Source organism: Streptomyces sp. NPDC034111, from assembly GCF_055575375.1.
The window spans coordinates 135,070-158,810 of the sequence record NZ_JBVIST010000013.1 but is presented as its reverse complement, the minus strand read 5'-3'; the positions used below and the strand labels follow the sequence as shown (position 1 = coordinate 158,810).

The window sequence follows — 23,741 nt, the reverse complement described above, 5'->3', positions numbered from 1 at the left end:
CCCACCACCCGCCACGAAATGAGTCCCCGAATATGACGGAAGAAAATCTCTCCCGCGCTGATCTGCTCGCCTACACCTGGCTGCTGGACAACCGCTCAGCGGAAACCTTCGAGGTCGCCGTCACCTATGAAGAGGTCATTCGGATGATCTGCGTCCTGGGCCTCCATCAGCGAATCTATTCGAGCTACCGGATTCAGGATGTCGTGTCGACCTGGATAGATTTGGGGAATCGCCTGCGGGAGATCCCTGGGTGGCGATTCTCGTTCCATGACTTAGAAGGAGCATGGATCAAGGGCCCGTCCAGCGACGCCGAGTTCATGGTCTCTGTTTCGGTTGACGAGTGGGGACCCGTCATCGAGGTGACGGTGAAGGATTTCACCGAGGAGCCCGTCCTCAATTTCCGTGATGTCCAGGAGGCCATGACCTACCTGGCAGCCGTCACCCCTGGGGATTGACCGCCGTCGCCTTGAAGAACGTGTAGTGGAAGGTGCCGCCGGGCTCCGTGGTGCGGCGCAGGTCGGTGATGCCGCGGGCCCAGGCGGTCGGCGTGGTGAGTCCGGCGTGCAGTGCGTCGTCGCGTACGGACTCGATCATGGCGATGAAGGTTCTGCGGGTGAAGCCGTCGACCAGCGCCGGGCGGGTGCTGTCGGCGTAGACGGTGCGGGGGTGCACCACGACGTCGCGGAAGCCTGCGCGGGTGAGGAGGGGGTGCAACTCCCGCCCCAGGAGGGCGTTTCCGCCCGCCTCGGACTGAAGTCGTACCTGGTGGGCGATGACCTCTTGGGCGTGTGGGCTGTCGGGGTGGAAGACCGCCGAACCGTGATCGCCCTCGATCACGGTGAGCGTGCCGCCGGGGCGTAGGACGCGGCGCAGCTCGGTCAGTGCCTGGCCCGGATCCCGTAGGTGCTCCAGGACGAAGCAGGCGAAGAGGTGGTCGAAGGTGGCGTCGGGATAAGGGAGTTCGTGGAGGTCGGCGCGGCGCCAGGTCACGTTGGCCGCCGGGGCCTGGGACGTGACGTAGGCACGGGCCTGGGTGAGGGAGCCCTCGGAGAGATCGACGGCGGTGATCCGTGCGCCGGGGCTGTTGCTGACGAGGTGGACGGTCTGGGCGCCGACGCCGCAGCCGATCTCCAGTACGCGGCTGCCGGCCGGGTACGCCGTACCGGCATGCAGGAGCGAGGCGAGAGTGTCGGCCTGGTCGCCGAGCCGGTGTGCTTCGCGGGGTGAATAGCCGTGGACGTAGGCGACGTTGCTGGTGGGCGAGGTAGGCATGTGGACACGATGACGCGGACAATGGACCGATGCACAGGTCCAAAGAGGGGCTGTTCGACGGGTCCATATCGGCGGCGGTGACTGGGGCGGCTGCGGCTGCGGGGTGTTCCGACTTCTTGCAACTGAACATCAGCGAGGCTCCGGCGGGCGGGCGTGCCGACTGGCTGGCGGAGCAGCTGCGGCGGGCAATCGCGGATGGTCGGCTGCCAGTGGGGAGCAGGCTGCCTGCGACCCGGGTGCTCGCCGCTGAGCTGCGGGTTTCCCGGGGTGTGGTCACCGAGGCGTACCGGCGGCTGGGTGAGGACGGGCAGTTGGCCGGGCGGGGGAGGGGTGGCACGGTGGTCGTGGCCGCTCCCGTGACGGCTGCGGGGGAGCGGACGGAGACGGCCGCAGGGGGGAAGGCTGCTGGGCCCCGGGCGGAGACGGCCGCAGTGGGGGCGGCGCCTGGTCCCCGGGTCGTCGGCGGGCCGTTCGGTGCGCTGCCCAGTACGGATGTCTTCGGTGCGTTGCCTGGTGCGGACGTCTTCGAGGGTCCGCCCGGGGCGGATGTCTTCGACGCACTGCGGGATGCGCCTGCCCGGATCGATCTCTCGCCCGGGGTGCCGGACCTGGCCGCGTTCCCCCGTGCGGCCTGGCTGCGGGCCGAGCGGGCGGTGCTCGCGGACCTCCCGGCTGCCGGTTTCGGGTACGGGGATCCCCGGGGCGCACCGGCGCTGCGACGGGCGGTCGCCAACTGGCTGGCCCGAAACCGCGGGATCAGGGTGGAGCCGGACCATGTGCTGATCGTCGCCGGTACCGCGCAGGCCCTCGGGCTGATCGGCCAGGTGCTCCGGCGCGACGGTATCGGCACGGTCGCGGTGGAGGACCCCGGTTCGCTCGGCGTCCGGCAGCATCTGGCCAACTGGGGCGTGGCGACCCCGCCGGTGCCGGTCGACGAGGAGGGCGTACGGGTCGATGAGCTGCGGGAGAGCGGTGCGCGGGCCGTACTGCTCACGCCGGCGCATCAGTTCCCGACCGGGGTGGTGCTGGGCGGCGGGCGGCGCCGGGAGTTGATGTGTTGGGCGGCGGAGGGCGGCCTGATCGTCGAGGACGACTACGACGCCGAGCACCGCTACGACCGCGCACCGGTCCCCGCCCTGCGCTCGCTCCTCCCCGAGCAGGTCTGCTACGCGGGCAGCGTCTCCAAGCTGCTGGCGCCCGCGCTGAGGGTGGGCTGGCTGCTGGTGCCGCCCGCGTACCGGGAGGCGTTCGTGGAGGCCAAGCGGTTCGCCGACCTCGGCAACGCCATACTGCCGCAGCTGGTGCTGGCCCGGCTGATGGAGTCGGGCGAACTGGAGCGCGGGCTGCGGCTGCTGCGCCGGCGCCATCGTCGCCGCCGGGACGCGATGATCGCGGCTATTGGCCGTCATCTGCCGACGGCGACGGTGCAGGGCGCGGCGGCGGGGCTTCATCTGACGATCACGTTGGGCGCGGCGGCCGGCCCCGGCGCCACCACGGGTGCGGAGACGGACCGGGAGTTCGCCGCGGCCGCGCTGGCCCGGGGGGTCAAGGTCCATCCACTGTCCTGGCACAGTCAGCGGCCGTCGCGGCCGGGGCTGGTGCTCGGCTATGCCGCGCGCACGCCGGGAGAGATCGCCGAGGGGGTGGCGGTCCTGGGGGAGGTGGTGCGGGTGGGGTGAGAACCGGGAGCGGACGGGACGGAACGGAGAAGTGCGAACGGCGAAGTGCGAACGGCGAAGTGCGAACGGAGGAGAGCGAACGGAGAAGGTGCCTGAGGATCAGGTGCACAACACTCGGCGCATGGCAGCATCCCCGTGCCGGGGCTCCGGGTTTCGCACCTCCCCGGAGCCCGCGGCGTTACGCGGAAGTGCTACTGCACCAGCGTTATCAGTGCCGGGTCCAGGCGGTGCAGGAGTTGAGCTTGGTGCCGCCTTCGAATCGCGCCACCTCGACCCCCGCGGCCGCGATTCCGCGCTTGTCCTGGGCAATGGTGCTGACATCAAGGGTGGGGCCCGCGCCCAGATACTGGGAGTGCCACCCCCACTTCACCGTCGTGCTGCTCCCGACGCGCTTGCTGAGGAAGCGAATCTTCACATGGTGCCCGTCATCGAGCGTGTCCTTGAGGTGCATCCCGACGATGAATTTGCCATACCGCGTGCCCCCCTCTTCCAGGTTCAGGATGCCGAGGGCCCCGGTCGTTCCACAGTCGGCCGAGACGTGCCGCCCCGCCGCTTGCGCAGTCCCAGTTCCGACCATGCTGATCGCGATGGCAGCGGCGCTCGCCCCCGCCATCATCGACATCCGCACCTTGTTGCGACGCTTCATTCGCTTTCCCCCTGAGAACTTGAACACCAACATGCAGGTCAGCGCGTTGGTCGTGGGAAGGTTACGGATCGGCCGTTCGTGAGGCAACGTACTTCATGACCAACGCGGCGCACGATCACGCTGGTTGTCGGAAGTGTGTGACAGTGCCGCACCGTCACCAGAGAGCGTGCCGGAGCCCGCCCACTTGGTCCGGCACGGCAACCCGTCTGTCCTTGGTCGTGATCATGTGGCTGGGCGAGGCGGAGGCTGCGGAGCCACATGACGGCACCTCGTGAGTGCAGCAGACGGGTTCCGAGCAGCTGAATGTTCGTCGGTAGGCGTCGATGCGGTCCGCTACGAGGGGGCCGTCCTCGTCGCGGCCCTCAACGCGTGGCTGTGACCAGCGCATTCGATACACGCCCCAGGCCACCGCGACTCCCGAGGCGCGCATGAACGGGCTCCGGCATCGCGAGGTGTGCCCGAGGTCCGTTCTCGTGTCCTCACTTTCCTCGCGGGAAAGTGAGTGTTACTTTCTCCACGGGAAAGTCCTTGCCGAAGGGGGAAACATGAACACGCCCAGCCCCGTCGAGGCCCGGGAAGCCCTGGCCCGGGCCCGTCAGGTCCGCCTCAACGCCGCCGGCTCGCTTCTCCGCACGCCCTGGTGGCTGTTGGCCGCGCATAGCACCATCCTCGTGGTGTTCGGGGTCGCCAGCGACTTGGGCAGCCCCACCGCACAGATGGTCGCCATGCTTGGGATGAGCGCCCTGAACATGGCCTACTACGTCGCCTGGCGCCGCAGCCCCCGCTTCGCCGCCGCCTCCGGCGGCCTGCACCTCAGCGCCGTGCCCGGGTGCGCCTACCTGCCCCTGCTGCTGATCGCCCTGGTCATCGGCACTGTCCAGCTCTTCGCCGGACCGACCGTGTACCACACGCTGACCGGCTCCGGCATGCCAGCCTGGATCCGCGACCATCCCGTTACCACCCTCACCCTCGCGTTCGCCGTCCTTAGCCTTCCCGGGAGCCAGCTGACCAATGTGGTGGGGCGCCGGATGGCCCGTCGCGCGGCGGCCCGGTGAGCGTGTCCGGCCAGGCCGGGGGTGCCGCGTCCGACGCCGTCGGCGGCCTGGAGCAACTCCTGCTGGATCCGACCCGGTTGACCATCATGTCGCTGGTGTCCGCCACCACCTGGTGCGAATTCGCCTTCGTTCGCGACCACGCGCACCTGAGAGACTCGGCGCTGTCCAAGCAGCTCACCACGCTCGGCAACGCCGAGCTCGTCGAGATCCGCAAGGGCTACGTCGGCAAGCGGCCCCGCACCTGGGTGCGGGCCACCGCCGTCGGCCGGGAACGGCTGCGCGCACATCTGGCCGCGCTCCAGCAGATCGCCGACCGCGCCGAGCAGGCCGCCGCTGCCCGCCCCGATACCGAGGCCGATGCGGGCGCCGGTGCTCAGCAGCCGCACACCGGTTGAATCGATCCGGCCGGCGCCGCCATCTTGGTGGCGTCGGCCTTGTGCTGCGGTCCGCGGCCCGGTCGGCCGTCCGCGCAACCGGCCCGTCAACAAGATCAAGGCGTGCCGCGGACTCGCCACCCGCTACGACAAGACACCCGAGAGCTACCTCGCCGGCCTCCACCTGCGTGGGGCAGTGATCTGGCTCCGCAGCCTCCGCCCCGCCACGTGAGCATGACTCAAGACACCCCCTAGCGGAACGCAAGCGGGCGGCCCTTCTCCGCCTCCGGGCGTGGGCCGAAGATCCGGCGTTCCGCCTCCGTGATGGCGACATCGTGGATGCCGGCCTCCCGGCGGGTCATCAGGCCCTCCTCGTCGAACTCCCACAGCTCGTTGCCGTAGCTGCGCCACCACTGGCCATCGGCGTCATGGCTCTCGTACTGGAAGCGCACCGCGATGCGGTTGCCGTGGAAGGACCACAGCTCCTTGCGGAGGGCGTAGTCCAGCTCGCGGGCCCACTTCTGGCGCAGGAGGTCGACGATCGCGTCCCGGCCGGTGACGAAGGTGTCGCGGTTCCGCCAGACCGAGTCCTCGGTGTAGGCGAGGGCGACCCGCTCGGGGTCACGGGTGTTCCAGGCGTCCTCGGCCGCCTGGACCTTCTGGAGTGCGCTCTGCTCGTCGAACGGGGGGAAGGGTGGACGCGGTGCCATGGCGGTCTCCTCTCAGGAGGGGGAGAACGGTCGTTCTCCCTTGGTTCGCTACGATAGAGAACGTACGTTCTCCCGTAAAGGCGTGAAGGGCGAAGGTGTCATGAAGCACGGTGAAGTACGGGGCGCAGCTCGCGGTGACGCCCCCGGGGGCGCGCGCGACGAGGCCCGTGAGGAAGCCCGTACGCGGATTCTCGACGCCGCGGAGAAGCTGTTCTACGAGCGCGGGATCCAGTCCGTCGGCATGGACGAGCTGCGCACCGCCGCCGGGGTCTCGCTCAAGCGCCTCTACCAGTGCTTCCCCGCCAAGCACGACCTCGTCGAGGCGTATCTGGGCCGGCGTGACACCCGGTGGCGGGCCGCGCTCGCGGAGTACGTCGCCGAGCAGGCCGGGGGCCCGGCGGTGCGGCCGCTCCTCGTCTTCGACTGGCTGCACGGCTGGTTCGCGGAGCCCGACTTCCGGGGCTGCGCGTTCATCAACTCCTACGGCGAGCTGGGGGCCACCTCGGACGGGGTGGCCCGGGCAGCCCGGGAGCACAAGCAGGCGCTGCTGTCGTACCTGACCGGCCTGGTCCGTGCCGTACCGGTGGCCGAACCGGACGCTCTCGCGGGGCAGTTGGCGCTGCTTGTCGACGGGGCGATCACCGGTGCCGCGCTCATGGGTGACCCCGACGCCGCGCGGCGGGCCCGTGCCGCTGCCGAGAGCCTGCTGGCGGCGGCGGGTGCACCCCGGCGGTAATCCTTGACCACGTCGAGGGTGGTGACGGCAGTCGCGGTGAGGTGCGGCGGCGACGCTCCCTCAGGCCCACTCGACGAGCTGGAGTACGACGCCGTTGGGGTCGGTGACCTGGAACAGCCGCTCGCCCCAGGGCTCTTCGCGCAGCGGCATGGTGATGGGGGCGCCCGCCTTGCGCAGGCGCTCCTCGTGATCGGCGATGCCGATGACCGTGAAGGCCAGGATCATGCCGGACGCCCGTTGGTCGCGCTGCTCCGGCGGCAGCACCTCGATACCGCGCTGGAGCAGGACGATGTCGACCGCGGCGTCGTCCCGGGTCAGTGAGGCGAAGCCGTCCGCCGCCGCAGCCTGGGTGTAGCCGAAGTGGGTGAGCAGGAAGTCGCGGGAGGCGGCCACGTCGTCGACGGTCAGGGAGACGGTGGAGGCGGTGATGTTGATGGGTGCTCCTGGGTGCCGAGGCGGATCTTACATCGGACGTAAATTTATGCGAGGGGCATTCGGGTAGTCAAGGGCATTTTTACGTCCGGTGTAAGATTGGTCCATGAGTGCCGCACCCATGAGCCTTCGCGAGGTCAAGAAGCAGGAGACCAGGCAACTGATCTCCGATCACGCCACCCGCCTCTTCCTCCAAAAGGGGTTCGAAGAGACGACGATCGCCGAGATCGCCACCGCCGCCCGCGTCGCCAAGAAGACCGTCACCAACTACTTCGCGCGCAAGGAGGACATCGCTCTCGACCACCACGAGGCATTCACCGCCGGCCTCGCCCGCACCGTCGAGAGCCGCGAGATCGGCGAATCCGCCCTCGCCGCGCTGCGCCGCGCCTTCCTCTCCGCTGTCGAGGAACGCGATCCGGTGGCCGGCTTCGCCGGGCCCGACTTCTCCCGCATGATCGCCGCCAGTCCCACGCTCACCACGCGACTGCGCGAGCTGCACGACCAACGGGAACGAGCCCTGGCCGACGCTCTCGCCACCGCGACCGGTGCCGCCCCCGCCGACATCACCCCCCGGGCCGCGGCCGCCCAACTCGCCGCCGCCCAACGCCTGCTGTTCTCCCGCATCCAGGAACTCACCCTCGCCGGGCACGACAACGACCACATCGCCGCGACCGTCGCCGCCGAAGCCGGCCGGGTCTTCGACCAGCTCGAACCCTCCCTCGGCGACTACGCCCTCAGGTAGGCCCGGCACGGGAGACACAGCGGCAGGCGTGCGCTCACGCCTGCCGCGTCGGCAGCACGATCGCCTGGCGCAGGTTCACATGGCGGGCGCGGCTCGTCGTGTAGGCGATCAGGTCCGCGATGTCGTCCGCCGCCAGGCCGGTCAGGGCGTCGAACATGCCGGCCAGCTGGCCGGACAGCTCCGCGTTGTCGATGTGGCTGCCCAGCTCGGTGTCCGTGAGGCCCGGTTCGATGTTGGTGACGCGGACGTCGCGCGGGCCCAGCTCCGTGCGCAGGGACTGCGAGAGGTAGGTCAGCGCGGCCTTCGTCGCGCCGTACACCGCGTAGTTGGGGAACGCGATGTGCGCGCCGATCGAGGAGATGTTCACCAGGTCCGCCGTCCGGCCCGCCTCGGCCACCGCGATCAGGTCCGGAGTGAAGGCGCGGATGACCCGGAGCGCGCCGGCCACATTGGTGTCCAGCATGCGCTGCCATTCGTCGGCGCGGCCGTCGGTGATCGGGTTCGGCAGCATCACCCCCGCCGCATTGACCACCAGGTCGACCTGGCCGTACGTGGTGTGCACCCGCTCCGTCGCCGCGTCCAGGGAGGCGTGGTCGGTGACGTCGGCGGCGACCGCAAGGGCCTGCCCGCCGTCCGCCTCGATCTTGCCGGCCAGCTCCGTCAGCCGCTCGGCACGGCGCGCGAGCAGCGCCACGCGCACTCCGTACGAGGCGAGCAGCCGGGCGGTGGCTTCGCCCATACCGCTGGCGGCTCCGGTGATGACGGCGGTGCGGCCGGCGAGGGTGTCGTACGCCATGGGGAACTCCTGGGGTGGTTGTTGCCGTCGTCGGGCGTCTCCCGGCGACGGCAACAACCCTGCGCCCGGCCGCAGTCCTTACCCAGGGCTGCCGTTTTCCTGGGTCCGGCAGTACCAGGATCGGGGCGTCCATGAGACCTAGGATCGTCGGCATGGACATATCCATGGACGGGGAGCTCGGTGACTTCCTGCGCTCGCGGCGTGCCCGTATCCGGCCCGAAGAGGTGGGGCTGCCGGGGCACGGCAGGCGGCGGGTTCCGGGGCTGCGCCGTGAGGAGGTCGCCCAGCTCGCAGGCGTCAGCGTCGACTACTACATCCGCCTCGAACAGGGCCGCGGCCCCTCCGTCTCGGATGCGGTGCTCGACGCCATCGGGCGCGTCCTGCGCCTCGACGAGACCGAGCAGGAGTATCTGCGTACGGTGGCCAGGCCTGCCGCCGTCCGTCGCAGGTCCGCCGCCGGGCCCGCGCCCCAGAGGGTCCGTCCCGGTCTGCGTCTCCTTCTGGACCTGATGGAGAAGGCCCCCGCGTTCGTGCTGGGCCGCCGGATGGATGTGCTCGCGTGGAACGCGCTGGGCGATGCCGTCGTCGGTTTCTCGCAGATGCCGCCGGAGGAGCGCAACATGCCGCGCCAGGTGTTCCTCAACCCGCAGGCCCGCGAGCTGTATCCGGACTGGCCCGCGGTGGCCGCGGAGACGGTCGCCTATCTGCGCCTGGATGCGGGCAGCCATCCACGGGACCGGCAACTGGCCACGCTGGTGGGCGAACTGTCCCTGGGCAGCGAGGAGTTCCGCCGGCTGTGGGCGGACCATGAGGTCAGGGAGAAGACGTACGGGGCGAAGCGTATGAGGCACCCCGTGGCGGGCGAACTCACCTTTCCCTACGAGACGTTGACGGTCTCCGGGGAGCCGGATCAGATGCTGGTGGTCTACACGCCGGAACCGGGGTCCCAGACGGAGGTGCGCCTGGGCCTCCTGGCCAGCTGGGCGGCGACGCCGGCGGTGTGACGGGCCGGCCCCGCGCGAGGAGGTCGGTCTCCGCGCGCGGGGCGGGCGGGGTGCCCCGGTCCGGGCAAGGGGCACTTGGGTCAGGCCAGCACCCGCTCCAGGCTGCCCAGGGCCGCGGCCAGTTCCTCCTCGGTGATGGTCAGCGGCGGGGCGAGCCGGATCGTGGAGCCATGGGTGTCCTTCACCAGGATGCCCTCCTTCAGGAGGCGTTCGCTGATCTCGCGGCCGGTGCCGAGGGCGGGATCGACATCGACGCCGGCCCACAGACCGCGGGCGCGGAAGCCGGTCACGCCCTTGCCGGTCAGCGCGGCCAGGCCGGTGCGCAGCTGCGCGCCCAGCTCCGCGGCGCGGCGCTGGAACTCGCCGGTCGCCAGGAGGTCGATGACGGCCGAACCCACCGCGGCGGCCAACGGGTTGCCGCCGAAGGTGGAGCCGTGCTGGCCGGGGCCGAGGACACCGAGCACCTCGCGGCGGGCGACGACCGCGGAGACCGGGACGATGCCGCCGCCGAGCGCCTTGCCGAGGAGGAGGACATCGGGGACGACGGATTCGTGCTCGACGGCCAGGGTGGTTCCGGTGCGGCCGAGGCCGGACTGGATCTCGTCGGCGATGAAGAGGCAGCCGGCTCGCCGGGTGAGCTCCCGGACGCCGGTGAGATAGCCGTCGTCGGGGATCAGCACGCCCGCTTCGCCCTGGATGGGCTCCAGCAGCACCGCGGCCGTGGTGTCGTCCACGGCGGCTTCGAGCGCGGCGAGGTCGTTGTACGGGACGGTGCGGAAGCCGGGGGCGAAGGGGCCGAAGCCGACCCGCGCGGTGTCGTCGTCGGAGAAGCCGACGATCGTGGTCGTACGGCCGTGGAAGTTGCCGCCCGCCACCACGATCGTGGCGCGGTCCGCCGGGACGCCCTTGACGTCGTACGCCCACTTGCGGGCCACCTTGATACCGCTCTCCACCGCCTCGGCGCCGGTGTTCATCGGCAGCACCATGTCCAGGCCGGTCAGCTCGGCCAGGCCTTCGGCGAAGCCGGCGAGCCGGTCGTTGTGGAAGGCCCGGGAGGTGAGGGTGAGCTGGTCCAGCTGGCGGTGGGCGGCCTCGATCAGGGCCGGGTGCCGGTGGCCGAAGTTGAGTGCCGAGTAGCCGGCCAGCATGTCGAGGTAGCGGCGCCCCTCGACGTCCTCGACCCAGACGCCTTCGGCGCGCGCCACGACCACGGGCAGCGGGTGGTAGTTGTGCGCCAGGACCGGGCCCTCGGCCTGGATCAGCTCGGCGGACGAACGGGCCGCTTGTACGGGGACGGTACGGGTGGTGGCAGTCATGAACGGATCTCCTGGGTGCAGCACTTGATGCCGCCGCCGGCCTTGTGGAACTCCGACAGGTCGACGGGGACGGGGACATAGCCGCGGGCGGTGAGCTGCCCGATGAGGCCGGTTGCCTGCGGGGCGATGAAGACGTGCCGGCCGTCGGAGACGGAGTTGAGGCCGAACGCCATGGCGTCGTCGCGGGTCGCGAGGACCGCCTCCGGGAAGAGCCGCCGGAGCACCTCACGGCAGCCGGGCGAGAACGCCTCCGGGTAGTACGCGATGTTCTCGTCGTCGAGGACGAAGAGCGCGGTGTCCAGGTGGTAGAAGTGCGGGTCCACCAGCTGGAGGCCGATGGTCGGTACGCCGAAGAACTCCTGCGCCTCGTGGTGGGCGGCTCGCTCGGTGCGGAAGCCGGTGCCGGCCAGCAGCCAGCGGCCCGCCGGGACCAGATCGCCCTCGCCCTCGCACACCGACTCCGGCCGGTAGACGTCGAATCCGGCGGCCTTGAACCAGGTCTCGTACGCCGTGGACTCCGGCCGTCGCTCCGGCGCATGGAACAGTGAGCCGAAGACCTTGCCGCCCACCACGACCGCCGAGTTGGCCGCGAAGACCATGTCCGGCAGACCGGGGACCGGCGGTACGTGCTCCACGGTGTGCCCGTGCTCGTGGTAGGCCTTGATCAGCATCGCCCACTGGCGGCCGGCGCGTGCCGTATCGACCGGCACGTCCGCCCGCATCCAGGGGTTGATGGCGTAATGCACGGCGAAGTGCCTGGGTTCGCAGACCAGATAGCGCCGTGGACTCGCCACACGATTCGTCGGCACAGGAATACCCCCTCCGCTTCCGCGTGACATGCGGGTGACCAGGTGTGTGTCACTGAGCGTCACCCGCGGTGTCTCCACGGTAGGAAGGGAGGCATTCCGGCCACAAGAAACAAAAGCTGCGTATCTACGCCGGAATGCTGCGGAGAAGGGCTGGTCAGCGCTGCTTTGCTGCGCCGTTCCGGGCCGGGGGCCGCCGGGCGCCCGCCGAGGACCGTCGGGCACCGGCCTCCGGGCTGTCCGGCAGCAGATGGGACAGCACCATGTAGCTGATCGTCTTGCGGATGAACGGCTCGGCCCTGATCCGCTCCAGCACCTCCTCGAAGTGCTCGACATCGGTCGCCCGTACGTGCAGCAGCGCATCGGCGCCCCCGGTGACGGTCATCGCCGCCGCGATCTCCGGATGGTTGCGCACCACCTCGGCGAGCCGCCGGGGCGGTGCCGCGCTGTCGCAGTACACCTCGACGTAAGCCTCGGTCAGCCACCCCAGCGCGGCCGGCTTCACGGTCGCGGTGAACCCGGTGATGACGTGGTTCTCCCGCAGCCGGTCCACCCGCCGTTTGACCGCGGTGGAGGACAGCCCGACCGCCGCTCCGATCTCCGCGAAGCTCGCCCTGCCGTTGTCGATCAGCGCCGCAACGATCTTGCGGTCGAGTTCGTCGAAGGACGTGGCCTTATTGGTCACTGGACCTCCCGTTGCATCCCGGTGCCGCTGCGTCGCGGCGGCCTCACGGTAGCGGTGCCTGGGGTGCCGGCGAGGTATCCCCGGTCCCGTCCCGCGAAAGCGCCGGCCACTCCCAGGACATGCCGTATATGCCCGCCGGGCATCTCGTGGGCAGCATGTGCGCCGTGTGTGAGACGTCCAGTGGGGTCCGGTGTGTGTAGCGTTTTTCCGCGCCGATCCGTTCGAGGTAATAGGGGTGACAGCTCACCGGGAGGGCCGCCGGGTGGAAATAGACATGCAGCAGGAACTCGCGCAGGCTGACCCGGGTGCGGCGCTCGTGGTGCGTGGAGATTTGCCGGCTCGGTCCGAGCGTGATGGCGTAATCGACCACCACGGTCTCGTTCTTCGCCAGTTCCCGGCCGAACAGGATCTCCGCCACGACGCTGCGCAACTCGGGCAGGAATCGGACGGCGCCGAGCTTCCCGCAGCGGACGGACACGTCGATCGACTCCGTCGCGTGGTCGTCGATGCTGTGCACGACGGTCATCCGGCTGGCACCTTCGCACGTGGCCCGCAGTACCTGGTTCACTGCCGTCTGGCGTATGCACCGGTGCTCGTCCAGGCGCACGGTCTCATGGATGGCGAGCGAGCTGACGTCCTCGTTGAAGTGCGCGAACTCCTCGCCGAGTGCCCTTTCCACGACCGAGTTCTCGCCGAAGACGCGTTGTGAGGCGGTCAGGTCCTGGGCACCTGACACCGCCCGGCCACGGGGACGGTGCGGTCCGACCAGGGAGCGGAGAGTGCCCTCGGGGAGGACAAGGATGGTCTCCAGCGCGTCCACGGCGCGCAGCGACAGAGCCCGTTCCGGTTGGCTGCGGCCGCGTTGCCAGTAGCTCAGCGTCGCCAGGCTGATGGTGATGCCCTGGCCCTCGAGCCGGTCCCGTACGCGTTCCAGGGAGAGGCCGCGCTGCCGCAGCGCTTCTCGGAAGACTGTCGCGAATGTCGGTTCCGCCAGGTGTGAGGAGCAGGGAGTGGGTCTGTCGCTTTTCTCGCCTTCGTGGGGGGCCTGGGTCATGACGTCTCCGGGTGGGGGTCGCACGGTGTCACGGTGTCCGCCGGCACCCGCCGGACCCGGCTGCCCCGGGGCCGCGGGTGCCGCCCCGGAGTCCGTGTCGTACGTCGTGAGTCGGCGCTCGGCAACCAGTTCCGGCCAGATGCCGGACAAGCGGGGGCCGCTCAGCCTATCCGGCGAGCGGCCCCATGTCCCCTGGTGTGCGTGCGTGGATCAGTTGGTGTTGAGGGTCAGCCCGTAGTACGACAGGGCGTCGTCGAGTGGCTGGAAGTACGAGCTCCCCCGGGAGTTGACCCCTTGCGTGCACCGCTGTTTCTCCGGGCCGCCCGACGTCATGCCCTGGGCCTGGTTGCCGGAGATGTAGGCGCCGCCGCTGTCGCCGCCCTCGGTACACACGGTGGAGCTGCCGAGGCCGGACACGACCGTGTCGGGACCACCGTTCCTGTCGACGTAGGTGACGGAGACGTTGTACGAACTGACCTGGCCGCAGGTCCAGCCGGTGGTCTGGCCCGACTTGCACAGTGCGGCACCCGCTGCCGCACGCGTGCTGCCGCTGACCGCGATGTCGCTCCCGTGGCCCCACGTGCCGACCGCGGTGGCTATGGAGTCGTCGGCGTCCATTGCGGCAATGCCCATGTCCACGCTGTCCGTGCCGAGGGCGAAGCGGGTGCGGGTGCCTTTGGCGAAGTGGGAGCCGTCGTAGTAGAGGTCCGGCAGGTCCTCGACGCAGTGGCCTGCGGTCACCAGGTACTCGTTGCCCGACGCGTCGTGGGCGCCGTAACCGACCGAGCAGAGGTAGCCGTTGAACGTCATGCGGCTGCCCGGGGATATCACGGCCTGCGGGGCCAGGGCCGGCCGGCCGCGCACGACGCGGACGGCGTCGCCGTGCGCCTTCGCCGCGCTGAGGAAGGAACGGGCCGCTGCGCTCTTGTCGCTGTTCACCTCCACCGTGACGGTGTCGGAAGCGAGGTCGACCGACCAGGCGGAGACACCGGTGGGCACCCGCTTGGCGGCCTTGGCGTCCAGTTCGGCCTTGATGCGGTCGAGGGCGGACTGCCCCCGCGCCGGCACCCGGGCGTTCAGACCCGCGTCCTCGATCTTCGCGGCAGTCCTGGCGTTGGCCGCGTTGACCGTGAGCGAACCTTCCTTGTCGAAGAACGCACCGTTTGCCGCGATTCCCTTCTTGCGCAGCTCGGCGAACCGGCGCTGCTGCGCGGCTTGCCGGTCGAGACGGTCAACGGCGGCTTTCTCGCTGATGCCGAGGGACTTGGCCAGAGCCTTGACCATCTCCGGCTGGTACCGCTGGGCGTAGGGGCCCGAGTCCTCAGCCTGTGCAATGGTGACGGCAGAAACCGAAAGCAGGGCGCCGACAGCGGCGGCAACGAGACACTTCCGGGAAACTCTCACAGCGTTTCCTTCCGATGGCAGCACAAACACCAAGGCAGGGAAAAGGGAGAAACGCGGTCGAAGCGCAAGGCGTTTCCCGAGGGGGGTGCTTGCCTGGCGGCGCGGGTGGGGCCGTCGCCGCGCACCGAACCCTGACGTAACCGCCGCTTTCGCCGCAAGGGTTCATCACAGAGGCTTTTTCAACAGAATTGCGAGAAAACTGTTGAGGGTGAACCGCTGTTGAATTCCGCAAAGGGGCAAATGAGGTCCGGTGAACCCCTGTTCATGCTCCAGCGGTATTGCGCTGCTTTCAGCTGGCCAGTTTTGGATTGGCTCCGCTCGGCGTCCATCGCTGACTGTCTGTCATGCGGCCGGGAGCTGGGTGCGTAGGGGCGGCCCGTTGTGAACGGGGCCCCGTGGGATCCTGGTGTGTCGTGGATCTGCCGGACGGCCCGGTGGTCGGACGTTCGGCGATGACGAGGGTGCACCGATGAGACTCTGCTTCCTGGTGGAGGAGCAGTACCGGCACGACGGCATGCCGCTGGATGTGATCCGCCAACTCGGCGCCTGGGGACACCAGGTGGACGTGGTGTGGCCCGGCCGTTCGCTGATCCCGCTGTCCGAGGCCGTCCAGGCGGGCCGCCATGACGCCTGGGTGCTCAAGACCGTCTCCGGCGGGCCCGGGCTGACCCTGCTGGAAGCCGCCGCCGCCGTCGGACTGACGACGGTGAACGACGTCCGGGCGGTGCGGGGCGTACGCGACAAGGCAGTGGCCGCGGTGATCGCCCGCAGCAGCGGGCTGCCGGTCCCGGTGACCTATGCGGCGGCCCGCGCCGATGAGTTCGCGGAGATACCCGCGGCGGAGTACCCGCTGGTGGTCAAGCCGGCCGACGGCAGCTCGGGGCGCGCGGTCCGGCTGGTCGAGACGCCGGACCGGCTGCCGGCTGCCGGTGGCGCGGCGGACCCGGCGGAAGCGGGCGGGGCGGCCGGCGGACTGCTGATCGCCCAGCCGTACGTCCCCAACTCCGGTACGGATCTGAAGGTGTACTGCGTCGCCGGTGAGCTGTATGCGACCGAGCGGCGTTCCCCGCTGCACCCGGGCCGCGCCGTCCGGGAGCGCCAGGTCCCGCTCACCGCCGAAGTCGCCCGGATCGCCTCGGAGGTCGGCGCGGTCTTCGGGCTCGACCTGTACGGCGTGGACGTCCTGCTCGGGCCCGAAGGGCCGGTGGTCGTCGACATCAACGACTTCCCCAGCTTCCGTCAGGTGCCGGACGCGGTGGCCCGGGTGTCCGCCGCCATCCTGCGGCTCGCCCGGCAGGGCGGCGGGCGGGCGGTGCCGGACCTCAGCACCCCGGCCACGGCTACGCTGGCGGCGATCGGCGGTGACCGGTGAGGGCCGGTCTGATCACCGCGGACGCCGGGCATCCGGTACTGGCAGCGGTCGGTGAGCTGCTGAGGCGGGACGGTCATCAGGTCGAGGTCCTGGCTCCGGACAAGGCAGCCGGGGTTCCCGGTCCCGGCCCGCTCGCGGACGTCTACCTCCTCAAGGCCCGTACGCCCCGGGCGCTGGAGCTCGCCGCGCGCCTGGAGGAGCGTGGCGCCCCGGTACTCAACTCTGCGGCGGCGACCGCCCGTTGCCAGGACCGGGTGGCGATGGCGGCGCTGGCCCGCGCGGCCGGGCTGCCGTTCGCCGCGACCCGGGCCGTGGCCACGATGGCGGAGCTGGCCGCGGCGGGGGAGCCGGCCGGGCCGCTGGTGGTCAAGAGCCGCCGCAGCCGGCGGGGCGACCTCGTGGCCCGCGCCGACAGCGCCGTACGGCTGCGGGAGCTGGCCGCCGCCTGGCCCCAGGAGCCGGTGGTCGTCCAGGAGTTCACCGCGAACAGCGGCTGGGACCACAAGGTGTGGGTGGTCGACGGCCGGCTCTTCGCGGGGCTGCGCCGTTCGGAACTGGCCCCGGACGGCCGCGGACCGACCCGGCCGCTGGCCGCCGGTGAGCTGCCGGAGAGCTGGCGGGCCGCCGCGCTCCGGGTGGGCGGGGTCTTCGGGCTGGAGGTCTACGGCGTGGACATCCTGGACGCCGGCGGAGGCGCGCCGCTCATCGTGGACATCAACGCCTTCCCCGGCATCCGCGGCCAGGCCGGCGCCCCGGAGGCGCTGGTGGAGCTCGCGCTCCGTACGGCGTCCCGTACCGCGTCCGATACGGCCTCGCAAGCCGTAAGAAGGGCGCCGGAAATAAGCCCCAACTGATCGGAGAACGAAGCCGATTGGACCCAAGCAGGGCGGAGGCGGAAGCTCCCCCTCCACAAGGAGTGGTGCGCCGGCGCCCGGGGTAGCGCTGCCCCGTCAAGGGGGGCGTGGTCCGGTACGCCTTCCTTCCGTACGCATGGGGAGAGGCCGGCCACGGTGACCAAGCCATTCGAACTGCCTGACTTCTACACGCCCTACCCGGCGCGGCTGAACCCGCATCTGGAAGCGGCACGCACACACAGCAAGAAGTGGGCCCGCGCCATGGGGATGCTGGAGGGCTCGGGCATCTGGGAGGAGGCGGACCTCGACGCCCACGACTACGCCCTGCTCTGCGCCTACACCCATCCGGACTGCGATGCCGAGACACTCTCGCTGGTGACCGACTGGTACGTCTGGGTCTTCTTCTTCGACGACCACTTCCTGGAGACGTTCAAGCGGACGCTGGACCGGGCGGGCGGCAAGCAGTACCTGGACCGGCTGCCCGCGTTCATGCCGATGAACGACTCGGTCGAGGCCGCGTCCGTGCCCGAGCCGGCCAACCCGGTCGAGGCCGGGCTCGCCGATCTGTGGGCGCGCACCGTGCCGCAGATGTCGGGGGAGTGGCGCCGGCGGTTCGCCGAGAGCACCGAGCATCTGCTCAACGAATCGCTGTGGGAGCTGTCCAACATCCATATCCACCGGGTGCCCAACCCCGTGGAGTACATCGAGATGCGCCGCAAGGTCGGCGGGGCGCCCTGGTCGGCGGGGCTGGTGGAGTACGCGACGCGCGCCGAGGTCCCGGCGGCGGTGGCCGGCTCCCGTCCGCTGCGGGTGCTGCGGGACACCTTCTCCGACGGCGTCCATCTGCGCAACGACCTCTTCTCCTACCAGCGGGAGACCCAGGACGAGGGCGAGTTGAGCAATGGCGTCCTGGTGCTGGAGACCTTCCTGGGCTGCACCACCCAGGAGGCCGCGGACGCCGTCAACGACCTGATCACCTCACGGCTCCAGCAGTTCGAGAACACCGTGGTCGCCGAACTCCCCGCGCTCTTCCTGGAGAAGGGCCTGGACCCGAAGTCCTGCGCGGAGGTGCTGGCGTACGCCAAGGGGCTACAGGACTGGCAGGCCGGCGGCCATGAATGGCACATGCGCTCCAGCCGCTACATGAACGACGGCGGAGCGGCGGCCGGTTCCACGGGGACCTGGTCGCCGTTCTCCGCCGCGGGACCGGGCACCTCGGCGGCGGACCTGAAGCGGGCCCTGGCCACGGCCGGTGCGCACCGCTTCCGCAGTGCCACGCACCTCCCGCACCAGCAGGTCGGGCCGTCGCGGATCCCCGACATCACCATGCCGTTCACCACCGCCCTCAGCCCGCATCTGGAGGGCGCCCGCCGCCGGGTCATCGAGTGGGCCCACCGGATGGGCATCCTCCGGCCACAGCCCGGGGTGCCGCTCTCCGACGTCTGGGACGAGCCCGCGATGCTCCGGCACGATCTGCCGCTGTGCGCGGCCGGTATCCACCCCGACGCCACTCCGGAACAGCTCGACCTGACCTCCGCCTGGCTGGCCTGGGGCACGTACGCGGACGACTACTACCCCCAGGTCTTCGGCCGGCCCCGCGACGCCGCCGCGGCCAAGGCGTGCACCGAGCGGCTGAAGCACTTCATGCCGCTCGACCCGTCGGACGCCGTGCCGGAGCCGGCCAACGCCCTCGAACGCGCGCTGGCCGATCTGTGGCCCCGTACGACGGACCCGATGACGCCCGAGGCGCGCCAGGCCTTCCGTCAGGCCATCGACACCATGACCGCCAGCTGGCTCTGGGAGATCGACAACCAGATCCAGAACCGCATCCCCGACCCGGTCGACTACATCGAGATGCGGCGGGCGACCTTCGGCTCCGACCTCACCATGGCGCTCAGCCGCATCGGCCACGGCCGGCAGGTCCCGCCGGAGGTCTACCGCACCGGCACCCTGCGCTCGCTGGAGAACTCCGCCGCCGACTTCGCGACCCTGACCAACGACGTCTTCTCGTACCAGAAGGAGATCGAGTACGAGGGCGAGGTGCACAACGGCATCCTGGTCGTCCAGAACTTCTTCGACTGCGACTACCCGACCGCGCTGGCCATCATCAACGACCTGATGACCTCCCGTATGCGCGAGTTCCAGCATGTCGCCGCCAAGGAACTCCCGGTCGTCTACGAGGACTTCCAGCTCTCGGCCGAGGCCCGCACGGTGCTCGACGGCTACGTCCGGGAGCTGGAGAACTGGATGGCCGGGATCCTCACCTGGCACCGGGGCTGTCTGCGCTACATCGAGCCCGAGCTGCGCCACCCCGTGGGATCGCCGGGCTGGCTGGGCGCCCCGGCGGGGCTGGGCACCTCGGCGGCCCGGCTCTTCCGGCGGACGGTCGCCGGCGTCGGATAGACCGGCGGGCCGGCGGGTCGTGGGCGGCGGTCCACGGCCCGCGGTCCCGCCGCCCGCACCATGCCCCCGTGCTCCTCCCGTGCGCACTACCGCGTCATGTGTCACCGGCCTATGGTTCATGACCCCGCAGGCAGCTGCGGGGTCCGGCGGCGAGGGGGCGAGCGATGGCGACAGGGCGTGCGGCGGTCGGTCCGGCGGGCGGTTCGGCGTCCCGGCGGGCGCAGGAAGCCCGCAGGCAGGAGCGGCTGTTACGGGAACAGTGGCAGGCCGCCCGGCGGCAGGCCGAGCGCTGGGAGGCGGCGAGCGAGGGCGAACAGCGGGTCGCCGCCCAGCTGCTGATGTTGACCGAACGCGGCTGGCGGCTGCTGGTGGACCGGCGCTGGCCGGGCACCCGGGCGGCCAACGTGGACATGCTGCTGATCGGCCCCGGCGGGGTCTTCGTCATCGACGTCAAGAACTGGCGGGCCGCGCCCGAGCCGTCGAACGGCCGGCTGCGGGCCGGCGGCTTCTCCCGCGACGAGCACCGGCGCAAGCTGCTCGCGGTCACCAAGACCGCCGAGAGCGCGGTGGCGTCCCTGGGGATGTCGCCGGTGGCGGTGCGTCCGCTGATGGCCTTCGCGGGGCAGCGCGTGGACGCCGAGCTGGGCCGGGTACGGCTGCTGGGCGAGCACGAGATAGGGCCCGCACTGCTGTCGGAGCGCACCAGGCTCCCCGCGGCCTCGGTCCGCGCCCTCACCGAGCATCTGGCCAGGATCTTCCCCGAGTACGAGGACCCGGCCGCCACCCGGGCCCCGCGCACCCCGCCCGGCCCGCCGGACGGCCCGGCGGCCGACGGCCTCTTCGACCTCGACGGGCTGCGCGAGGCCGCGCTCGACGAGGCGCGCCGGGCGCCCATCGAGCGGTGGATGACCTTCCTCGACCCCGATCAGCTCGCCCTCGTCCGCCGCAACTGGGCCGGTCCGGCCCGGATCAGCGGCCCGGCCGGCACCGGCAAGACGGTCGTCGGACTGCACCGCGCGGCCTACCTCGCCCAGCGCACCGGCGGCCGCGTCCTGTACGTCACCTTCGCCAACAACCTGCCGCGCGTACAGGCCACCTTCCTGCGGACCCTGGCCCCGGCGGTGGCCGACCGGGTCGACTTCCGCAGCCTGCACCGCTGGGCGCAGGACTACCTCAACAGCCGCGGCGTCCCCGTCCGCCTGCACCGGGACAAGGCGGAGACCGCCTTCAGCCTCGCCTGGAAGCACGTCGGCAGGGACAGCTGCCTGGCCGAGATAGACCCGCTGCCCCGCTACTGGCAGGAGGAGATCAACTACGTCATCAAGGGCCGCGGCCTGACCTCCTTCGAGGAGTACGCCGCGCTCGCCCGCCGACGCCGCAGGGCCGGGCTGCGCCGCCCGCACCGGCAGGCCGTCTGGGCGCTGTACGAGGCGTACGAGGCGCAGCGCACCGAACGCGCGGTGCACGACTTCAACGACGTCCTCTCCCTCGCGCTCGCGGAGGCGGCCGGCCGCACCGGGCACTGCGGCTACACGGCCGTGGTCGTCGACGAGGTGCAGGACCTCACCCTGGTCGGGGTACGGCTGCTGTACGCCCTGGTCGGTGACAGCCCCAACGGGCTGCTGCTCGTCGGGGACGGCCAACAGGCCGTCTACCCGGGCGGGTTCCGGCTCTCGGACGCGGGCATCGACATCCGCGGCGACCGCGGCCAGGTCCTGCGCGCCAACTACCGCAACAGCAAGGAGATCGTCGACGCCGCGCTCTCCGTGGTCGCCGAGGACGCCTTCGAGGACATCGACGGGCTGCGCACCCCCGGCCGCCGGGACATCGATCTGACCTACCACCACGGCCAGGTGCAGCGCGCCGAGCTGCCGACCCCGGCCGCACACGACGAGGCGCTGCTGGCCGCCCTGCACGCGCTGACCCCGCAGGAGCTGGCCGACTCCGCCGTACTGTGCCCCTCCAAGCGCGCCATCGACGGCTATCAGCGCCTGCTGACCCGGGCCGGCATCCGGGTGTGCCCGTTGGAGCAGTACGACGGGAACCCGGTCGGGGCCGTGAAACTCGGCAGCTACCGGCGCGCCAAGGGCCTGGAATTCAAGCGCGTCTATCTCCCCCGCTACAACGACGCCCTGACGGCCTGTACCCGGCAGGAGAGCGGGGCCGCCGAGGCGGCCGGCACCGAAACGGCCCGTGAGCGGGAGGAACTGGCCCGCAGTCAGCTCTTCGTGGCCATGACCCGGGCGCGGGACGTGCTGTGGCTGGGGAGTGTGGCGGCGGGCGAGGGGTGAAGCCGGGAGCGGGACGCCGAGCGATGGGTGAATATCCCGTTCGTCGTGAATAGCCCGATATGGCGTCGGGAACCTACGGGGCATGCGACACATGACCCTCCTCGGCGCAGTGGCCGTCACCGGGGCATTCGCCCTGCTCGGCCCGATCAGCGCCCAGGCCACCACCGGCACCATCACCTTCCATATGCGGCCGAACAGGGAGTACCAGATCGTCGACCCCGGCGACGACCACTGCTACGGCCTCGGCGCCGGGGTCGGAGAGGTGGACAACGACACCCCGCTCGACCTCGTGCTGTGGTCCTCCCGCGACTGCACGGGCCGCGCCATGGCCACCGTGCCGGCCGGCACCTCCGCCAGGTTCGCCAGCTACGGCAGCCTCCAGCTCGACCCCGACAGCGCCCCCGACGACCGGGGCGACGACCCCGATCCGGCCGACCCCTCCGACCCGCCCGAGTCGTCAGAGCCCGCGGACACGAACGAGCCCCAGGACCCCGTCAACTCCCCGGCACCCGCCGGCACCCCGCCGGCCAGCCCACGCCCCTTCGCCGCCCCGGCCGGACGGAACACCCACCCCGGCATGCCCCACCGGCCCGCCGCCCACTCCCCGGCCGTGCACCACCGTCACGGATAGGGCTGGTCCGCGCCGCCGGACGGACGGTCGCCCCCGCCACTCCGGTGTCAGCGGGCGGGCCGTTCCCGCCCGTGGTCCTCGACGTGCCGGCGGAAGCTGCGGGGCGGGCGGCCGGTGAGGCGTTGCACGGTGTCCGTGACGCGGTCCTCGGCGCCATGGGCGATGGCACGGTCCAGGTCGGCCAGCAGGCCGGCGAACTCCCCGGGCATGCTGGCGGCCAGGTGGTCGCGCAGCCGCTCGTGGGAGAGGGCCTGGTGGCGTACGGGACGGCCGGTGAGGGTGGTGAGGGTGGCGGCGATCTCGTCGTGGCTGAGCGCCTGCGGGCCGGTGAGCACCAGGTCGGTGTTGGGGGGCGTCGCGTCGGTGAGGGCGTGCACGGCGACCGCGGCGATGTCCTCGGCGTCGATGAATCCGACCCGGCCGTCGCCGGTCGCGGTCCGGATGACGCCGCCGCGGCGGATGCTCTCCGCGTGCAGATGGCGGCCGGTGAAGTTCTGCATGAACCAGGAGGGCCGCAGCACCGCCCACTCGTCGAAGAGGTCCGGGAGGGCCGCGTGCACCTGGCCGGCCCCCGGGCCCCCGGCGGGCAGCGCCGAGGAGCTGAGCAGCACGACGCGGCGCACACCGGCCGTACGGGCCTGCTCCAGGAAGGGCAGCAGCACGGCGGCCGGGTCCGGGGCGGTGGTGGGCGGGACCAGGTAGAGGAGGCGCGCGCCCCGTAGGGCGGCCGGATGGGTGGCGGGGTCGTACCAGTCGAAGGGGACGGCCCGGGCCGCACCGGACAGCGGGGCCGGGCGACGGGCGGCGGCCCTGACGGGGTGTCCGAGCGCGGTGAGCCGGGGCACGAGGCGGCTGCCGGTGGTGCCGGTCGCTCCGGTGACCAGGACGGTGTCGCGGTCGCTCATGACGCCTTCGCCTCGGAGGAGTCCTGCGGTCCGTGCGCGGTCCTCACCCCGCTCATGGAGGCCGGGATCGCGAGCGGGTTCCAGTAGTCGCGGTAGTGCGTGATGCGTCCGCCGGCGACCGTCACGACCGCGATGTACGTCATCTCGTACGGCTCTCTCGTGGCCACGACCCGGCCGGTGGCGCGCATCTCGACGACGATCGTCCCCGGGGTATCGGTCCGGTGGATCGTCAGATGGGGGAAGCCGTGGAGGTCGATGTGGTCGGGGTAGTCCCGCAGATACCCGGCGATCGCCGCCCGGCCCGTCAGCCTCTTGGGGTAGCCCTCCGGCGCGAAGGGGAACTCGAAGACCGCGTGGTCGTCGAAGAGGGCCACCCAGCCGTCGATGTCCTTGTTGAGGAGCAGCTGAAGGCCGTGGCGGTAGAGCGCCGCGGGATCGGTCCCGGCCATGGGTGCGCGCATGCGTTCGCTGATGGGTTCGCTCATGGAATGCCTCGCCTCTAGACTGTGAGGGCAAGTGGACCGCTGGTCCGCTTAACTGTTCGCCGACTATACGGACCGTCGGTCCGTTTCGT

Annotated in this window: 24 protein-coding genes; 12 read left to right on the top strand and 12 right to left on the bottom strand. The window is 71.0% G+C overall.

Going from position 1 to position 23,741, the window contains the following annotated elements; all coding sequences use genetic code 11:
- The first annotated feature begins 32 nt into the window (after positions 1 to 32).
- Complete coding sequence (locus ACZ55A_RS25930; RefSeq protein WP_468844518.1) at positions 33 to 455, top strand: hypothetical protein; 423 nt, start codon at positions 33 to 35, stop codon at positions 453 to 455.
- Here ACZ55A_RS25930 and ACZ55A_RS25925 read toward each other — a convergent pair.
- Entirely contained in the window at positions 439 to 1,272 is an 834-nt protein-coding gene (locus ACZ55A_RS25925; RefSeq protein WP_468844515.1) for a methyltransferase domain-containing protein, read from the bottom strand. The two genes, ACZ55A_RS25930 and ACZ55A_RS25925, sit on opposite strands and share 17 nt — an antisense overlap.
- 29 nt (positions 1,273 to 1,301) lie before the next feature.
- On the opposite strand from ACZ55A_RS25925, the gene ACZ55A_RS25920 reads away from it, so the two are divergent.
- Positions 1,302 to 2,951, top strand: coding sequence for an aminotransferase-like domain-containing protein (locus ACZ55A_RS25920; RefSeq protein WP_468844513.1), 1,650 nt, complete (start codon positions 1,302 to 1,304; stop codon positions 2,949 to 2,951).
- 208 nt (positions 2,952 to 3,159) lie between these two features.
- Here the strand turns inward: ACZ55A_RS25920 and ACZ55A_RS25915 are convergent, their stop codons facing one another.
- Positions 3,160 to 3,597: a hypothetical protein gene (locus tag ACZ55A_RS25915; RefSeq protein ID WP_468844511.1), complete on the bottom strand. Its 438-nt coding sequence runs from the start codon at positions 3,595 to 3,597 to the stop codon at positions 3,160 to 3,162.
- 545 nt (positions 3,598 to 4,142) lie between these two features.
- Between ACZ55A_RS25915 and ACZ55A_RS25910 the strand changes: the two genes are divergently transcribed.
- Positions 4,143 to 4,652 carry a hypothetical protein gene (locus tag ACZ55A_RS25910; RefSeq protein WP_468844508.1) on the top strand — a complete coding sequence of 170 codons (510 nt, stop codon included), beginning with the start codon at positions 4,143 to 4,145 and terminating at the stop codon, positions 4,650 to 4,652.
- Entirely contained in the window at positions 4,649 to 5,047 is a 399-nt protein-coding gene (locus ACZ55A_RS25905) for a transcriptional regulator (protein ID WP_468844506.1), read from the top strand. Before ACZ55A_RS25910 ends, ACZ55A_RS25905 begins: the two co-directional genes overlap by 4 nt.
- Positions 5,048 to 5,277: 230 nt before the next feature.
- Here ACZ55A_RS25905 and ACZ55A_RS25900 read toward each other — a convergent pair whose 3' ends face one another.
- Positions 5,278 to 5,736, bottom strand: a complete 459-nt coding sequence (locus ACZ55A_RS25900) for a nuclear transport factor 2 family protein (protein ID WP_468844503.1) — start codon at positions 5,734 to 5,736, stop codon at positions 5,278 to 5,280.
- Between the two features lie 100 nt (positions 5,737 to 5,836).
- On the opposite strand from ACZ55A_RS25900, the gene ACZ55A_RS25895 reads away from it, so the two are divergent.
- Complete coding sequence (locus ACZ55A_RS25895; RefSeq protein ID WP_468844501.1) at positions 5,837 to 6,472, top strand: TetR/AcrR family transcriptional regulator; 636 nt, start codon at positions 5,837 to 5,839, stop codon at positions 6,470 to 6,472.
- Between the two features lie 60 nt (positions 6,473 to 6,532).
- On the opposite strand, the gene ACZ55A_RS25890 is transcribed toward ACZ55A_RS25895, so the two are convergent.
- Entirely contained in the window at positions 6,533 to 6,907 is a 375-nt protein-coding gene (locus tag ACZ55A_RS25890) for a VOC family protein (RefSeq protein ID WP_468844631.1), read from the bottom strand.
- 103 nt (positions 6,908 to 7,010) lie between these two features.
- Between ACZ55A_RS25890 and ACZ55A_RS25885 the strand changes: the two genes are divergently transcribed.
- Positions 7,011 to 7,646: a TetR/AcrR family transcriptional regulator gene (locus ACZ55A_RS25885; protein ID WP_468844499.1), complete on the top strand. Its 636-nt coding sequence runs from the start codon at positions 7,011 to 7,013 to the stop codon at positions 7,644 to 7,646.
- A gap of 34 nt (positions 7,647 to 7,680) precedes the next feature.
- Here ACZ55A_RS25885 and ACZ55A_RS25880 read toward each other — a convergent pair whose 3' ends face one another.
- The gene (locus ACZ55A_RS25880) at positions 7,681 to 8,442 is read right to left on the bottom strand and encodes an SDR family oxidoreductase (protein WP_468844497.1); all 762 of its coding nucleotides are present in this window, start codon (positions 8,440 to 8,442) and stop codon (positions 7,681 to 7,683) included.
- Between the two features lie 164 nt (positions 8,443 to 8,606).
- Here ACZ55A_RS25880 and ACZ55A_RS25875 point away from each other — a divergent pair, with 164 nt between their 5' ends.
- Positions 8,607 to 9,446 (top strand): helix-turn-helix transcriptional regulator, encoded by an 840-nt coding sequence (locus ACZ55A_RS25875; RefSeq protein WP_468844629.1) that lies wholly within the window; start codon positions 8,607 to 8,609, stop codon positions 9,444 to 9,446.
- Positions 9,447 to 9,526: 80 nt separating this feature from the next.
- Here the strand turns inward: ACZ55A_RS25875 and rocD are convergent, their stop codons facing one another.
- The 5 genes from rocD to ACZ55A_RS25850 form a co-directional block, all read right to left on the bottom strand.
- Positions 9,527 to 10,762 carry an ornithine--oxo-acid transaminase gene (gene rocD, locus ACZ55A_RS25870; RefSeq protein ID WP_468844495.1) on the bottom strand — a complete coding sequence of 412 codons (1,236 nt, stop codon included), beginning with the start codon at positions 10,760 to 10,762 and terminating at the stop codon, positions 9,527 to 9,529.
- Positions 10,759 to 11,571: a dimethylargininase gene (gene ddaH / locus ACZ55A_RS25865; RefSeq protein ID WP_468844493.1), complete on the bottom strand. Its 813-nt coding sequence runs from the start codon at positions 11,569 to 11,571 to the stop codon at positions 10,759 to 10,761. Before ddaH ends, rocD begins: the two co-directional genes overlap by 4 nt.
- Before the next feature lie 154 nt (positions 11,572 to 11,725).
- Positions 11,726 to 12,253 carry an Lrp/AsnC family transcriptional regulator gene (locus tag ACZ55A_RS25860; protein WP_468844491.1) on the bottom strand — a complete coding sequence of 176 codons (528 nt, stop codon included), beginning with the start codon at positions 12,251 to 12,253 and terminating at the stop codon, positions 11,726 to 11,728.
- A gap of 43 nt (positions 12,254 to 12,296) precedes the next feature.
- Positions 12,297 to 13,307 (bottom strand): XRE family transcriptional regulator, encoded by a 1,011-nt coding sequence (locus tag ACZ55A_RS25855; RefSeq protein ID WP_468844488.1) that lies wholly within the window; start codon positions 13,305 to 13,307, stop codon positions 12,297 to 12,299.
- 210 nt (positions 13,308 to 13,517) lie between these two features.
- Positions 13,518 to 14,711 (bottom strand): S1 family peptidase, encoded by a 1,194-nt coding sequence (locus ACZ55A_RS25850; protein ID WP_468844485.1) that lies wholly within the window; start codon positions 14,709 to 14,711, stop codon positions 13,518 to 13,520.
- Between the two features lie 469 nt (positions 14,712 to 15,180).
- On the opposite strand from ACZ55A_RS25850, the gene ACZ55A_RS25845 reads away from it, so the two are divergent.
- The 5 genes from ACZ55A_RS25845 to ACZ55A_RS25825 all read left to right on the top strand — a co-directional run bounded on the left by ACZ55A_RS25845 (position 15,181) and on the right by ACZ55A_RS25825 (position 22,262).
- On the top strand, positions 15,181 to 16,083 hold the full coding sequence (locus ACZ55A_RS25845; RefSeq protein ID WP_468844483.1) for an ATP-grasp domain-containing protein: 903 nt from the start codon (positions 15,181 to 15,183) through the stop codon (positions 16,081 to 16,083).
- The gene (locus ACZ55A_RS25840) at positions 16,080 to 16,937 is read left to right on the top strand and encodes an ATP-grasp domain-containing protein (RefSeq protein ID WP_468844480.1); all 858 of its coding nucleotides are present in this window, start codon (positions 16,080 to 16,082) and stop codon (positions 16,935 to 16,937) included. The genes ACZ55A_RS25845 and ACZ55A_RS25840 overlap by 4 nt, the downstream gene beginning before the upstream one ends.
- Before the next feature lie 156 nt (positions 16,938 to 17,093).
- On the top strand, positions 17,094 to 19,340 hold the full coding sequence (locus ACZ55A_RS25835; RefSeq protein WP_468844478.1) for a terpene synthase family protein: 2,247 nt from the start codon (positions 17,094 to 17,096) through the stop codon (positions 19,338 to 19,340).
- A 164-nt stretch (positions 19,341 to 19,504) separates the two neighbouring features.
- Complete coding sequence (locus ACZ55A_RS25830; protein ID WP_468844476.1) at positions 19,505 to 21,631, top strand: nuclease-related domain-containing DEAD/DEAH box helicase; 2,127 nt, start codon at positions 19,505 to 19,507, stop codon at positions 21,629 to 21,631.
- A gap of 82 nt (positions 21,632 to 21,713) precedes the next feature.
- Entirely contained in the window at positions 21,714 to 22,262 is a 549-nt protein-coding gene (locus ACZ55A_RS25825; RefSeq protein ID WP_468844473.1) for a chitin-binding protein, read from the top strand.
- Positions 22,263 to 22,309: 47 nt separating this feature from the next.
- Here ACZ55A_RS25825 and ACZ55A_RS25820 read toward each other — a convergent pair whose 3' ends face one another.
- Positions 22,310 to 23,167 carry an NAD(P)H-binding protein gene (locus tag ACZ55A_RS25820; RefSeq protein WP_468844471.1) on the bottom strand — a complete coding sequence of 286 codons (858 nt, stop codon included), beginning with the start codon at positions 23,165 to 23,167 and terminating at the stop codon, positions 22,310 to 22,312.
- Positions 23,164 to 23,652 (bottom strand): nuclear transport factor 2 family protein, encoded by a 489-nt coding sequence (locus ACZ55A_RS25815; protein ID WP_468844469.1) that lies wholly within the window; start codon positions 23,650 to 23,652, stop codon positions 23,164 to 23,166. Before ACZ55A_RS25815 ends, ACZ55A_RS25820 begins: the two co-directional genes overlap by 4 nt.
- Positions 23,653 to 23,741: the final 89 nt, after the last annotated feature.